Here is a 13,034-nt window from a genome sequence, read left to right as displayed (position 1 = left end):
TTCTTCTTTACAGCGTCACTGCTACATTCAGTGTGCAAATAAAAATAACAAAGGAGTCGACGATGTCGGATCACACTCAAAACCAAGAAAACTACTGGAAGGCGAACGTCAGATTGATATTTGGCTGTTTAATCGTGTGGGCAATTGTCTCGTACGGTTTTGGCATTCTGCTGCGTCCATTGCTATCGGGGATTGAAGTCGGGGGGACTGATTTAGGTTTCTGGTTTGCTCAACAAGGTTCAATTATCAGCTTCATTGGCCTAGTGTTCTTCTACGCATGGCGTATGAATAGCCTAGACAAAGAATTTGGACTTGAGGAGTAATGACCATGAGTCAATTCACGATTAACTTGTTGTTTGTAGGGGCATCTTTTGCACTCTACTTTGGTATCGCGATTTGGGCCCGTGCAGGCTCAACAAAAGAGTTCTACGTTGCCGGCGGTGGTGTTCATCCAGTCATGAATGGTATGGCCACTGCAGCTGACTGGATGTCTGCGGCATCCTTCATTTCCATGGCAGGTTTAATTGCAGCAGGTGGTTACGCCAACTCTACTTTCTTGATGGGTTGGACAGGTGGCTACGTATTGCTGGCAATGCTGTTGGCTCCTTACCTACGTAAGTTCGGTAAGTTCACAGTGCCTGATTTCATCGGTGACCGCTTCTACTCAAGAACAGCACGATTAGTCGCTGTTGCTTGTTTGATTGCAGCGTCTGTGACCTACGTTATCGGTCAAATGACAGGGGCTGGCGTCGCGTTCTCTCGCTTCCTTGAAGTAGACAAAGATACCGGCTTGATCATCGCTGCTGTGGTTGTATTCTTCTACGCTGTATTAGGTGGTATGAAAGGTATTACCTATACACAGGTTGCACAGTACTGTGTATTGATCGTGGCTTACACGATTCCAGCGGTCTTTATCTCGCTTCAACTGACGGATACATTCATTCCAGCGGTTGGCCTGTTCTCTGAACACACTCAATCCGGTATGCCTTTGCTACAAAAATTGGATGAAGTCGTACGTGAGCTTGGTTTCAGAGACTACACCGCTGATGTAGACAATAAACTGAACATGGTTCTGTTTACTTTGTCACTTATGATCGGTACGGCAGGTCTACCTCACGTCATCATTCGTTTCTTCACAGTGCCTAAAGTGGCTGACGCTCGTTGGTCTGCTGGTTGGGCGCTTGTCTTCATCGCGTTGCTTTACCTAACTGCACCAGCAGTGGCATCTATGGCTCGCTTGAATCTTATGACGACCATTTACCCTGATGGCCCAACAGAAAACTCAATCGCATACGATGAGCGTCCTGATTGGATCCAAACGTGGGAACAAACAGGTCTAATCCAATACGAAGATAAAAATGGTGACGGTCGTATTCAGTTCTACAATGACACACCTGCCTTCGCTGAAGAAGCAACGGCACGTGGTTGGGCTGGAAACGAGCTAAATGTTAACCGTGATATCTTAGTATTAGCAAACCCTGAAATTGCTAACCTTCCTAGTTGGGTCATTGGTTTGATTGCGGCCGGTGGCTTAGCCGCAGCGCTATCAACGGCAGCAGGCTTACTATTGGCTATTTCGTCTGCTATTAGTCATGATTTAATCAAAGGCTCTATCAATCCTGATATTACCGAGAAAGGTGAGTTACTTGCTGCACGTGTGTCTATGTTCTTTGCCATTATTATTGCAACGTATTTAGGCATGAACCCGCCGGGATTTGCGGCTCAGGTCGTCGCTCTGGCGTTCGGTATTGCGGCGGCGTCTATCTTCCCTGCACTAATGATGGGTATCTTCTCAAAACGTATAAACAGCAAAGGGGCTGTGTTAGGTATGCTAGCGGGACTAGGCTCTACACTAGTCTACATTTTCACTTACCTAGGTTGGTTCTTCATCCCTGAAACAAATACACTTGCGAATACGCCAGATAACTGGTTATTCGGTGTGTCTCCGCTATCATTCGGGGCCATCGGTGCGGTCATCAACTTCGCAGTTGCGTTCCTTGTTTCAAGCATGACAGAAGACGTTCCTGAAGAAATTCAAGAACTTGTTGAAAGTGTTCGTTACCCTAAAGGGGCAGGCGGCGCTGTCGACCATTAATTGTTAGCCTTGCTGACGATGCCTAGCTCCCTTGGAGCTAGGCAACTTTATAACAAATAATAAGAAGGTGACTTTATGCTTTGGGAATTAATCGCGACCGTCTGTGCTGGCTTAGCTGGGGCTGGTATCGCACTCTTTATCCGCAAGCTGTCCTTTAAGAAAGCACCTAAATGGCTGGTTCCCACTTTAGCTGGACTCGGCATGATCACATTTCAAATTCAAAGTGAATACACTTGGTATTCACACCAAGCGAGCTTACTTCCTGAAGGGGTTGTGGTCGTTAAAACAGTCGAAGAAGAAGCACCTTGGCGCCCTTGGAGTATGTTTTACCCTCAGACAACACGCTTCATTGCTGCAGACATCAAAAATGCGGCACAAAACCATGTTAATCAAGATGTTTATTTAGTCGATTTATATTTCTTTGAACGTCGCTTGGCCGCTAAACGCGTGACACAAGTAATACATTGCGCGGCTGGTGCTCGAGCAAACTTCACTGATCAATTACATGTTCCTAATGGTACTCAGCTAAACAATGATGATTGGGTTCCATTAGCCGATAGCGACCCATTACTTGAAGCTGTATGCGATCATCGCGCTTCATGAAAAGAACTCAGGTAATAACGCTAAAGTAAATTTGTTCTAAGAAGCGTTTTCTCTGACAATAAAAGGCTCTCTCATTGGAGCCTTTTATGCATTTTGACGATTCTCATCGCGATACTCTCTATAACATCATCTTCCAACGACGTGATGTTCGTCGAGACTTCCTACCAACACCGATCTCTGATGACATCATTCTTCGCTTATTAACCGCTGCTCATCACGCGCCGAGCGTTGGTTTTATGCAACCTTGGGACTTCATTGTTATAAAAGACTCCTCTACACGTCGAAAAATTAAAGAAGGTTTCATTGCCGCCAATGATGCCTCTGCGAATAAGTTTCAAGGTGATAGAAAAAACCTGTATCGAACATTAAAGCTTGAAGGAATCGAAGAAGCGCCACTGGGTATCTGTATCACTTGTGATCGCTCGAGAACAGGAGATGTCGTGTTAGGCAAGACGATAAAACCTGAAATGGATCTCTATAGCGCAGTATGCGCCGTACAAAACTTGTGGCTGGCGGCTAGAGCAGAGAACCTTGGAATGGGATGGGTGAGCATCTTAGAAGATGATGTACTTTACAAGACTCTTAATATACCGCGTAATTTGAATATTATTGGTTACTTTTGCATTGGTTATGTAGAGCAGTTTCAGGAAACACCTGATTTACAGCAGTTTGGCTGGCAGGATCGACGCCCATTGAAAGATGCCATTCACTTTGAGACCTGGAATACAAAATAGATGAGTTTTATTCAACTTTTAGACTAATTTATATCGTTTGAATATAGGGAATACTGCACCTATCATGTGCAGTATAAAGTTATGCACTTACCATGAGCAAAACTACTTTAGATAACCAAAGGAGAGTTATATGAAAACTAAATCATTAGTTGAACTAATTGAATCTGTTGATACCAGTTACCTAACAGAACAAGAGCGAGTTGAAGCCATCGCTCGAACACAAGCAGCAGAATACTTTGCTGAATTAGTCGTTTCTGCTATGTCTTGGGTTAAGAACAAACTTGTTGGCAAACGCACTCCGTTTAACCCAGCTAAACACTACCACGCTTAATCATTGCTAGATTAGCGTTAGGTTAAAGGCGCAAAAATAACACAAAAACGCGCTTACCTAGCCTACTCTCCCTTCTTGCACACTCCTCCTTGTTAAACCTTCATTTATTCTTATCACACAAATATTCCTCTACCAGTAAACCAATAGACATAAAAAAGGCCGCCTATGGCAGCCCTTCTTAGTCTTAGCAAATCAAGCACTGTTAGTGCTGATGACCGCCTTCACCGTGTACATGCCCGTGTTCAACTTCTTCTGCTGTTGCTTCACGAACTTCCACGATTTCTACTTCAAAGCTAAGTGGTTTGCCAGCTAGAGGGTGGTTGCCATCTAGTACAACACCATCTTCTTCAAGGCCTACGACCACAACTGGCTGTTGACCATTTGGCGTCTGCGCCATGAACTGCATGCCAACTTCAATAGAGTCAACACCTTGGAAGTTCTCACGTGGTACAGATTGGATAAGTTCGTCATGAACAGGTCCGTAACCTTCTTCAGGAGTCACGTCAACTTTCAAAGCATCGCCAGCTGATTTCCCTTGAAGCGCATTGTCTAGACCTTCAATGATGTTACGAGCACCACTAAGGAATACTAGAGGCTCTTGGCCAGCAGATGAATCTAGAACTTCACCACTCTCATCAGTCAGGGTGTAGTGCATGCTCACAACTGTATTTTCTGCGATTTGCATTGTTTTCTCCTACATTTGGTTTGGGGAACGAGTGTTTGATTAAAGCAATAAATATCGCATCACACCGTCACAACACGCACCCTAAGTTGAAATCGACCACAATGGTAACTAAGCCAAACTTAGTTGACTACCATACAGGGCATTTTCTCTGAAAATTCTGCTAATTTGCTTATATTTTAGGCAAAAATTGACTGATATTCAGGGTATGACTATTGCCCAACCAAGATGCACCTTGAGTATGATCAAATAACTCATCGCCACTTAACGGATGGAACAATACATCTAAGTTCTGTCGGTGGTACATCAGCCATGGGATAACTCGATCAAACAGGTGCGCAGAAAACCTAATCTGAACACTCCACATCGGATGAGGTCCCACTTTTTTTTGATGAAAACGCCCTACTTGTACCTCATATAATTCAGCTAATTGCTGCGCAATGTGCTGAGCTATCTCAAGTCCAGCTTGATCATCATAATAAAGGTGCGCATGGTATTCTTTTATTTCGTCTACTCTCATTCAAGAATCTGCCTTGCCAATATAGTTGGTAACCTATGCTATCACTTTATAAAAATGAAATAGACAGGCGTCTAGGAAACGGACTATTTCGCACAATGAAAGACCCTATTCAAGACCAATGTCTAAAGGCAAGTCTTAACCGCTATGCTAAATTAAGCACTTGTACCCCTTAGTTAATTTAATAAGAGTGCCTACATGACGGCTTTTTGGGTTTTACTCGCCATTCTTTATATATTAGGACTGTTCTGGATTGCCAATTGGGGTGATAAAGACGGTCCCATTGCGAGACGCTTTACTCGCCACCCACTGGTCTACAGCCTTTCCCTGGCAATTTACTGTACCGCTTGGACATTTTATGGCGCCATCGGTGAAGCAACACGTTCAGGATGGAGCTATTTACCTATTTTACTTGGTCCGATCTTGCTCTACCTATTTGGCTTTGGCCTTCTACGTAAAATGATCTTCGTGAGCCGTCGGCAAAACATCACATCCATTGCAGACTTTATCTCATCACGTTATGGAAAACGCCCACTGACCGCGCCTGTCGTCATTCTAATCTGTATGTTAGCGGTGATCCCATACATCGCACTGCAACTTAAAGCAATTGGTTCTAACTTTGCTTTATTCGTAAACCAAGACGAAAGTTCAGCTAGTTTGGTCGTGTTTGTCGCAACGGTGTTAATTGGCGTTTTCGCCATGCTGTTTGGTACGCGTAAAGTAGAAGTTACCGAATATCGATCCGGTATGATGCTAGCAATTGGCAGCGAATCTTTATTCAAGCTTATGGCCATCATCGCAGTGGGAATGGTTGCTATTTTTGCGGTACCTCATGATTCTTTTAAAACTTTCTTTGCCACAGCTGATTTAAAGGTATGGGATACAAACACACTATTCTCCTTTCCCTTCCTAATGCAAACGGCGATGGCCGCCGCCGCTGTCATCTGCTTACCGAGACAATTCCATGTCACAGTGGTAGACCACCAAAACGATAGGCAATCCAAAACCGCTCGTTGGGTCTTTCCGTTCTACTTAATGATTTTTGCCGTACTGATTCCCCCGATTGCGATTGTAGGTCAAAGCATCTTTAGCAGTGATATAAACGGCGATACTTATGTCATTCAACTGGCACTAGAATCAGAAAACCTTCCGTTACAAATGCTGATGTTTTTAGGGGGCATGTCCGCAACGACAGCGATGGTGATCATCGCCACCTTCGCTTTGAGCATAATGATCAGTAACGATGTGATTTTGCCTCTAATGCTGGCACGTAATAAAAATCAACGCCAATCGCTACCAACGTACAATCGACGAATTTTACTTGTTCGTCGAATCGCCATGCTGGGCATTCTGGCTTTGTCATTTGTGTATTATCAAGAAATGGCCAACAGTGAATCCTTAGCCAGTACGGGTTTAATTGCATTTTCATTGGTATTTCAGCTGGTACCGGCGGTCATTGGTGGACTGTATTGGAAACGAGGGCATGCTTACGGTGTTTATACTGGATTAATACTTGGTTTCCTCTGCTGGTTCTTATGGATGCTTCTGCCCATTACTGGCGGCATTGATATGTCATTAGGCAATTACGAATCACGCATCGAGTTAATTAGCTACGGTGCTTTAATCAGTTTAATTGCAAACATCATCGGCTATGTCATAGGGTCACTGTTAGCAAACGAGCGCTTAGTCGACCGCATCCAAGCCACAGCGTTTGTTACACCTACCTCTGAAGTCGAAAGCCGCTTCTTTAAACCTAAAAGCAAAGCCACCAACGGCGACTTATTTGTTCTGCTGGAAACCTTCTTGGGTCAACAGAAATGCGCCGAGGTAATTGAAACCTTCAAGCAAAACTATAACGAAGAACCACTTGCAAACCAGCTCCCTACTCGTCTATTTATCGAGTACTGTGAACGCGTTCTCGGTGGCGTCTTAGGCGGTTCTTCAGCGCGAACCATCATTAACTCACTATTGGTCGACAAACAGATCAAAGTTGAAGAAATGGTGACTTATCTAGATGAAGCCACACAAGCGATTCAGTTTAACCAAAATCTTTTGTTTATCTCTCTAGATAACCTTGATCACGGAATCAGCGTAGTGGATAAAGAACTGCGAATGGTGGCTTGGAACAAAACCTATATGTCACTTTACCCCTACCCTGAAGGCATGCTGAAAATCGGTTTACCCGTCGAAGAGCTTATTCGTTTTAACGCCGTTAATGGTGAATGCGGTTTCGGCAATATTGAAGAGCTGGTCAATAAACGCTTGGAACACATACGCAAAGGCACAGGACACCGATTCTTACGTCGTCGTGCCAATGGCCGCGTCATCGAAATGGTAGGAAATCCTCTACCAAATGGCGGCTTTGTGACCAGTTTTACCGATGTCACCGAGCACATTGAAAGCCAGCAAGCGCTAAAAGATGCCAACATCGATCTTGAAAAGCGAGTCGTCGCGCGCACCCAAGAAGTTCAAGGAATTAATCACGAACTCAGACAAGAAATCGACCGTCGTGGACAAGCTGAACAAGAGCTTATGTCCGCCAAGGCTGAAGCAGAGCGAGCCAACGCTTCAAAAACAGAGTTTTTAGCATTGGCCAGCCACGACATTTTGCAGCCATTAAATGCTGCAAAATTGTATCTAGGGGCTTTGCAAGACAGCCATGTTTCTGCTGATTTCGCCAAAACGTTGAATAAATTAAGTGACTCATTAGAGTCGACCGAAACGTTGATTTCCACACTGCTGGAGATCGCTCGATTAGATCAAGGTGCTATCAAACCGTCTTTAACGGACTGTGATATGAAGCCCATCATTGAGCCAATTATTGCGGAATTTGGTGTCATTGCTGAAAGCAAAGGTTTACATTTAGGCACTCACCTGCGACCTTGTCGCGTTCACACTGATCCGATCTATTTACGTCGTATTATTCAAAACTTTGTATCCAATGCGGTTAAATACACTGAGTCAGGTCGTGTGTTAATTTCTGTTCGGCCGGCAAAAGAGCATGTTCGTATTCAAGTGTGGGACACTGGTGTGGGTATCCCTGAAAGCGAGCAAACAAAAGTTTTTGATGATTTTTATCGCTGGGAAAATAACAAAGAGCCAGGCATGGGACTGGGGTTGGGGCTAGTCCGACGTATGCAAAAACTGCTCGACGTCACAACAGACGTTCGTTCAACACCACACAGAGGTAGCTGCTTTACTATTTTAGTTCCAACAGCCCGACATGCGGCCAAACCTCAGAGCAAAGAAGCCGCAGTACCACTAACAACTATCAATAAGTCATTGGCTATGTGCCATATTTGGTGTGTTGACGATGATCCTAATAATCTAGAAGCCATGACAACTTTGCTCGACAAATGGCATTGTAGCTACCGAACGTTTAGCCGCTATGAGACAGCCCTAGAAAATGAAGAACAGATGATACCCGAGCTTCTATTGATGGATTATCAACTGAATGACGACAATGACGGAATTGAATTGATAGAACGCTTACGTCAACGCTTTAAGCAAGACATTCCAGCTGTTCTTATTACAGCGGTTAGAACAGCAGAACTGGCGCAACTATGTGAAGAAAAAAATATTTCTTACATGCCAAAGCCAGCAAAGCCCGCAAAATTACGGGCTTTGGTTCAACATATTATTACTCAGAGGAGTCAAGCCAATTAGGTTTGGCTATGTGGCGGGGTTAAGCCACAGCCACAAAGGATAATCTCACTTAAAGTATTGCCGACACGCTCTAAATCAGACTCTTCATATTGTTCTTTGCCCGTTAAAGCAAAGATCTGCGCTTCAAAGTCAGCGTAATGCTGTGTTGTCGACCAAATCATAAATATGAGCGTAGTCGGCTCAACTTTACGCATTTTTCCTGATTCAATCCATTGCTCAATAACACCCACACGCGACTGCAACCATGGGCGTAGATCTTCTTTAAGATAGCCGCCAATGTATTGAGCGCCCTGAATCACTTCTTGAGCAAAAATACGCGAAGAGCGACCATTTTCAAAACTTTGACGCAACTTAGTGCGAATGAATCCATCTAGGACAACCGCAGGATCATCTTCTGCTGTCGCTTTATCAAATAAATCATTCCAGCTGTCAGCAATGTTATTCAACACTTGCTTATATAGATTTGCTTTAGAATGAAAGTAATAAACAATATTGGGCTTTGGCAATCCCGCACGCTCGGCGATATGTTGCAAACTTGCACCACCAAACCCTTTCAGACCAAATTCAATTTCAGCCGCTCCTAATATACGCGAAAACACCTCTTCGCGGTTGGCTTGACGCTTACTCATGAGTATTTATATTCCTTCAATTTATCCACGTATAAGATCCAGTTGATCGGATACAAGGGAATTTGGTGCCAGCTCATAGGCTCGACCAAAACCTTTAACAAAACGCCCACATTGTGGCGTTAGTCTAAACATTTGAAAGTCGCCTAGCTGAAGTAACTGAGCCACGATATCACCATGACGTTGCACTAATGCGTCCCCGATAACCGACCAGCGTTTATCGTCACGTAACACTGTACTAACTATCATGTCATACTGTAGACGCCTTCTAGCGTATACTGTATCGCAATCTGCCTCATCATCAATGATCAAGACCGACGCTTTTTGTGCTTTTCTTAAAGCTGCTGTATGAAGCGCTAAAGCGCTCACTAAGATATACAGTGAGTTTTCGTAAACGACAAATGGCGAATAAGAAGCTATTGGTGACCCATTATCATCGACCACCGCCAACATCAGAGATTGCTTGTCTTCTAGAAACATAGAGATCTCTTGTTCCAGCTCACTGGCTAAACGCTGATTTTTCACTCTACCCTCACTGTACTACATCGTTATAATTACGCTTCAGCTAACAATGCTTTTAAATCAGCGGCTGCAGTTAGCTTGCCTTCATCTTCAATATTGGGAAAAACGGCTAGCGTAATATTGTCTTGCTCTAGACTCGGTAGCCACATGGTTTTAAAGGTTTCAAGCGAGACTTCCACAGGCTCACAATCATCCCATTCTTCTACAGCCCATTGCGCTGCAAAATCTGCATCAGGCCAAACCATCACGCAGTCACCATCATCGGTTTCGACCATGACAAAGCCTTCTTCGTTACTCAAACTCCAAACGACCTTGTTTTGATTGACGCTGTTAACAAAATACTCAAGACGCACATCGTCTGGAGACGCCAAAAGCTGAATTCGTTGATCTAGGCTCAGTTCTTCGCTCATGTTTAATTCTCTATATTCGACGGTTTAAAATAATGCAACTTCTGCTTCGGTTAAGGAACGGTACTGCCCCTCAGGTACATCCGCTACTTTTACATTGGCAATGGCTTCACGATGCAATCGTTCTACACGATTGCCAGTAGCAGCCAGCATTCGTTTCACTTGATGATACTTGCCTTCAGTAATACTCAGCAAAATCTCATGACTTGATACACGCTCGGCCAAAGCAGGCTTAGTCAGACCTTCTTCGTTGTTTAGCTGGACACCAGTGCTTAACAATTCAAGATCGGCGTCTGTGACTTCGTCTACAGTCCAAACACGATACTGTTTAGCACAATCACTTTTTGGAGACGTAATACGATGTAACCACTGACCATCTGTTGTCAGCAACAACAGTCCAGTAGTGTCCATATCTAATCGACCAACAACACGCAGGTCTTTTTGCTCATGAGCTTCAATCAAGTCAAGCACGACAGGGTGCTCACCGTCTTCGGTAGCACACACGTAACCTGCAGGCTTATTAAGTAAGAAGTATTTTTCTTGGGGCCACGCTAAACGTTTATCGCGTAAAAAGACCTCATCCGTCTGCTGCACAGAATGATTGGCTTTTTTTATCTCAACGCCATTAACTGTCACATTTCCTTTACCAATTAATACTTTGGCTTCTTTACGGGACAAGCCCAATGTGTGGGAAACATAGAAATCTAGGCGCACAATGGCATCTGAAAAAGATTTTGACATATATTTTATGGCTGGCTCATTTGATTGGTAAAAGATGTCCTAACAAGACACGCAAATAAGCCATAAAGCAGAGGAAAGTACGGCGTTGCGGGCCTTTAGGGAATGATGATAATCATACCTGACCCGCACCGTTTAAGAAATGGAGTTCTAGATCGTTATTAAAAGGAAACGCTGTAACGACCTGGTTTGTGATTCATGACCAACATAAAGTTCAGCACAATCGCACCCAGCACTGAAATCGCAATCAACGAAATATCGACAACAAAAATAGACATCAAAACAACCAAACAATCGACGGTCATCATAAATTTACCAATCGGTACACCACGTGTTTGGAATAAATAACGCGCTAAAATGTTCAAACCACCTAAACTTGCATTATGACGAAACAACATCACAAAGCCGACACCAATTAGAAAACCACCAGCTATGGAGGCATAAATTGGGTTGATATCATTCAAATGCAAAAACATCGGTGTGATATCAGAAAACGCAGAAACGAGGAACACGGCAGCAAACGTCTTTAACGTAAATTCCCAACCAATACGACGAATCGATAACCAATAGAATGGTAAATTGATCACAAAGAAAATTTGGCCAAATGAAAATGATGTCAGATAGTTCAATAAAAACGCGATCCCTGCGGTACCACCAGTCAACAGCCCAACTTGGGTATAAAAATTAATACCTAGAGCAATCATCAAGGTACCTGCAATGATTGCTTGCGCATCCTCTAAAAAAGTATGGCGCTTGATATCAGACACAGCCACGGACATAAAAACCTCAAATTCAAAAACCTAATAAGCGTGTATTTTAGTCTCTGACACCGGTCTACTCTATGGGAGTCGCTCTCTTTAAAAGACACATCAACTGCAAAGTGTCCAAATTTTTGGACACATCAAGAACGCAACAATGTCATTATTAATAATAACAAGATTGCCCCCAGTGCCAGCATCAACAGATCAGTAACCATAACTTTCATGCCATACTGTTTCAGAAGCGCTTTGCTGCTTTAACCAATTAACACGATGAGCCCGCTTTGCAACAGCCAACTTGTTGCCGTACGTTTGCTGAAATAACTGCCATTCAAAGCGAATATGGTTAGCAACGTGGTCAATCAACTGACGATGCTCTGGCAGGATGCTAGGGTCAACTATGGTATTTTGTAGAAAATGTATGCCGCGTTCAAAATAGTCGTTTGCCTGAAGCCACTCCTTCATTGAAATGGACACTTCAGCCAAACTCATATAGCTGACAACCACCGCAGAAACAGCGGATTCCGCATCGAGATGAAAAGCGTCTTCAAAGGTAGCTTCAGCACAGGCTAAGGCTTTTTTACCCAGTTCCTGTGCGTCAACATAGTCTGCACGCGTATGTGCTTCATTTGCTTGTCGAGTTAAATGTTGCCAGTAAACCATAAGACTCCCCCTCTTTAGATAAAAATGATTATCATCTACAAGATAAAGAAAGTCCACACAAATGAGAAAGATTCTCAAATTACCATTCAATTCCCGGCTGTGCTTTGACACCATGCTCAAACGCGTGACGCTCGTTCGCAATTTTACTGTGTGTGTCAACACTATCGAGTAGCTCACGAGGCGCTGTCCGCCCCGTCATCATGACATTCTGATGCGCTGGTCGATCAGCAAGTGCTTGCACTAAGTCTGCTGCATTTAAGTAGCCGTACTTGTACATATAGGTAATTTCATCCAACAATACAAAATGCACCTCTGGGTTAGACAATGCTTGCTGCGCGACTTCCCATGCTTGATTAGCCGCTTTCTGCTCAAGCTCAGGATCACGTGTTTCCCAAGTAAAGCCATGCCCCATCACATGAAAGTCTACTTGCGGGTGCTGGCCAAAAAACAATTGCTCGCCTGTCTCTTTGCGACCTTTGATAAACTGCACAACAGTGGCTTTTTGTCCATGGCCAAGGGAACGCGCCATCGTACCAAACGCACTGGAGCTTTTGCCTTTACCGTTGCCAGTCAAAAGGATGCTGACACCACGCTCTTGCGTGGCAGCAGCAATCTTTTTATCGACCACTTCTTTTTTCTTTAAGCGCTTAGCCATCTCGATTTCAGCTAGCTGTTCTGGGGTTCTCTCCATT

The 13,034-nt window shown here is 43.9% G+C and carries 15 protein-coding genes; 6 read left to right on the top strand and 9 right to left on the bottom strand.

All coding sequences use genetic code 11. From position 1 onward, the window contains the following. Positions 1-62 precede the first annotated feature (62 nt). The 5 genes from AYW75_RS06040 to AYW75_RS06020 all read left to right on the top strand — a co-directional run bounded on the left by AYW75_RS06040 (position 63) and on the right by AYW75_RS06020 (position 3,763). Positions 63-323 (top strand): DUF4212 domain-containing protein, encoded by a 261-nt coding sequence (locus AYW75_RS06040; protein WP_067096877.1) that lies wholly within the window; start codon positions 63-65, stop codon positions 321-323. Between the two features lie 5 nt (positions 324-328). Then, positions 329-2,095, top strand: a complete 1,767-nt coding sequence (locus AYW75_RS06035) for a sodium:solute symporter family protein (protein WP_067096874.1) — start codon at positions 329-331, stop codon at positions 2,093-2,095. Between the two features lie 75 nt (positions 2,096-2,170). Continuing rightward, positions 2,171-2,698, top strand: a complete 528-nt coding sequence (locus tag AYW75_RS06030; protein ID WP_067096871.1) for a hypothetical protein — start codon at positions 2,171-2,173, stop codon at positions 2,696-2,698. An 86-nt stretch (positions 2,699-2,784) separates the two neighbouring features. Further along, entirely contained in the window at positions 2,785-3,432 is a 648-nt protein-coding gene (gene bluB / locus AYW75_RS06025; RefSeq protein ID WP_067096869.1) for a 5,6-dimethylbenzimidazole synthase, read from the top strand. 130 nt (positions 3,433-3,562) lie between these two features. Beyond that, entirely contained in the window at positions 3,563-3,763 is a 201-nt protein-coding gene (locus AYW75_RS06020) for a hypothetical protein (RefSeq protein ID WP_067096866.1), read from the top strand. A gap of 202 nt (positions 3,764-3,965) precedes the next feature. Here the strand turns inward: AYW75_RS06020 and AYW75_RS06015 are convergent, their stop codons facing one another. Continuing rightward, positions 3,966-4,448, bottom strand: a complete 483-nt coding sequence (locus AYW75_RS06015; RefSeq protein ID WP_067034470.1) for an FKBP-type peptidyl-prolyl cis-trans isomerase — start codon at positions 4,446-4,448, stop codon at positions 3,966-3,968. A gap of 169 nt (positions 4,449-4,617) precedes the next feature. Then, positions 4,618-4,965, bottom strand: a complete 348-nt coding sequence (locus AYW75_RS06010) for a DOPA 4,5-dioxygenase family protein (RefSeq protein WP_067096863.1) — start codon at positions 4,963-4,965, stop codon at positions 4,618-4,620. 195 nt (positions 4,966-5,160) lie between these two features. On the opposite strand from AYW75_RS06010, the gene AYW75_RS06005 reads away from it, so the two are divergent. Continuing rightward, complete coding sequence (locus AYW75_RS06005; RefSeq protein WP_067096860.1) at positions 5,161-8,628, top strand: PAS domain-containing hybrid sensor histidine kinase/response regulator; 3,468 nt, start codon at positions 5,161-5,163, stop codon at positions 8,626-8,628. On the opposite strand, the gene AYW75_RS06000 is transcribed toward AYW75_RS06005, so the two are convergent. From AYW75_RS06000 to cobO, 7 genes are all read right to left on the bottom strand, one after another. Beyond that, positions 8,625-9,257, bottom strand: a complete 633-nt coding sequence (locus AYW75_RS06000) for a TetR/AcrR family transcriptional regulator (protein WP_067096857.1) — start codon at positions 9,255-9,257, stop codon at positions 8,625-8,627. The two genes, AYW75_RS06005 and AYW75_RS06000, sit on opposite strands and share 4 nt — an antisense overlap. A gap of 21 nt (positions 9,258-9,278) precedes the next feature. Beyond that, positions 9,279-9,779: a HugZ family pyridoxamine 5'-phosphate oxidase gene (locus AYW75_RS05995; RefSeq protein WP_082856414.1), complete on the bottom strand. Its 501-nt coding sequence runs from the start codon at positions 9,777-9,779 to the stop codon at positions 9,279-9,281. Between the two features lie 29 nt (positions 9,780-9,808). Next, a complete protein-coding gene (locus AYW75_RS05990; protein ID WP_067096854.1) occupies positions 9,809-10,186 on the bottom strand; it encodes a DUF2750 domain-containing protein in 378 nt (125 codons plus the stop codon). A 24-nt stretch (positions 10,187-10,210) separates the two neighbouring features. Then, positions 10,211-10,924, bottom strand: a complete 714-nt coding sequence (locus AYW75_RS05985) for a pseudouridine synthase (RefSeq protein ID WP_231886153.1) — start codon at positions 10,922-10,924, stop codon at positions 10,211-10,213. 158 nt (positions 10,925-11,082) lie between these two features. Further along, complete coding sequence (locus AYW75_RS05980; RefSeq protein WP_067096851.1) at positions 11,083-11,700, bottom strand: YitT family protein; 618 nt, start codon at positions 11,698-11,700, stop codon at positions 11,083-11,085. Between the two features lie 186 nt (positions 11,701-11,886). Beyond that, on the bottom strand, positions 11,887-12,342 hold the full coding sequence (locus tag AYW75_RS05975; RefSeq protein WP_067096848.1) for a hypothetical protein: 456 nt from the start codon (positions 12,340-12,342) through the stop codon (positions 11,887-11,889). Positions 12,343-12,421: 79 nt separating this feature from the next. After that, positions 12,422-13,033: a cob(I)yrinic acid a,c-diamide adenosyltransferase gene (gene cobO, locus AYW75_RS05970; protein WP_082856413.1), complete on the bottom strand. Its 612-nt coding sequence runs from the start codon at positions 13,031-13,033 to the stop codon at positions 12,422-12,424. Position 13,034 lies beyond the last annotated feature (1 nt).

The sequence above is a fragment of the Marinomonas atlantica genome, from assembly GCF_001639725.1.
Lineage (GTDB): Bacteria > Pseudomonadota > Gammaproteobacteria > Pseudomonadales > Marinomonadaceae > Marinomonas > Marinomonas atlantica.
This window is presented reverse-complemented; position numbering and strand designations above follow the sequence as displayed.

Coding starts and splice junctions, on each gene's coding strand:
- AYW75_RS06040 (WP_067096877.1), top strand. CDS start 63: ATGTCGGATCACACTCAAAACCAAGAAAACTACTGGAAGGCGAACGTC.
- AYW75_RS06035 (WP_067096874.1), top strand. CDS start 329: ATGAGTCAATTCACGATTAACTTGTTGTTTGTAGGGGCATCTTTTGCA.
- AYW75_RS06030 (WP_067096871.1), top strand. CDS start 2,171: ATGCTTTGGGAATTAATCGCGACCGTCTGTGCTGGCTTAGCTGGGGCT.
- bluB (WP_067096869.1), top strand. CDS start 2,785: ATGCATTTTGACGATTCTCATCGCGATACTCTCTATAACATCATCTTC.
- AYW75_RS06020 (WP_067096866.1), top strand. CDS start 3,563: ATGAAAACTAAATCATTAGTTGAACTAATTGAATCTGTTGATACCAGT.
- AYW75_RS06015 (WP_067034470.1), bottom strand. CDS start 4,448: ATGCAAATCGCAGAAAATACAGTTGTGAGCATGCACTACACCCTGACT.
- AYW75_RS06010 (WP_067096863.1), bottom strand. CDS start 4,965: ATGAGAGTAGACGAAATAAAAGAATACCATGCGCACCTTTATTATGAT.
- AYW75_RS06005 (WP_067096860.1), top strand. CDS start 5,161: ATGACGGCTTTTTGGGTTTTACTCGCCATTCTTTATATATTAGGACTG.
- AYW75_RS06000 (WP_067096857.1), bottom strand. CDS start 9,257: ATGAGTAAGCGTCAAGCCAACCGCGAAGAGGTGTTTTCGCGTATATTA.
- AYW75_RS05990 (WP_067096854.1), bottom strand. CDS start 10,186: ATGAGCGAAGAACTGAGCCTAGATCAACGAATTCAGCTTTTGGCGTCT.
- AYW75_RS05985 (WP_231886153.1), bottom strand. CDS start 10,924: ATGTCAAAATCTTTTTCAGATGCCATTGTGCGCCTAGATTTCTATGTT.
- AYW75_RS05980 (WP_067096851.1), bottom strand. CDS start 11,700: ATGTCCGTGGCTGTGTCTGATATCAAGCGCCATACTTTTTTAGAGGAT.
- AYW75_RS05975 (WP_067096848.1), bottom strand. CDS start 12,342: ATGGTTTACTGGCAACATTTAACTCGACAAGCAAATGAAGCACATACG.
- cobO (WP_082856413.1), bottom strand. CDS start 13,033: ATGGAGAGAACCCCAGAACAGCTAGCTGAAATCGAGATGGCTAAGCGC.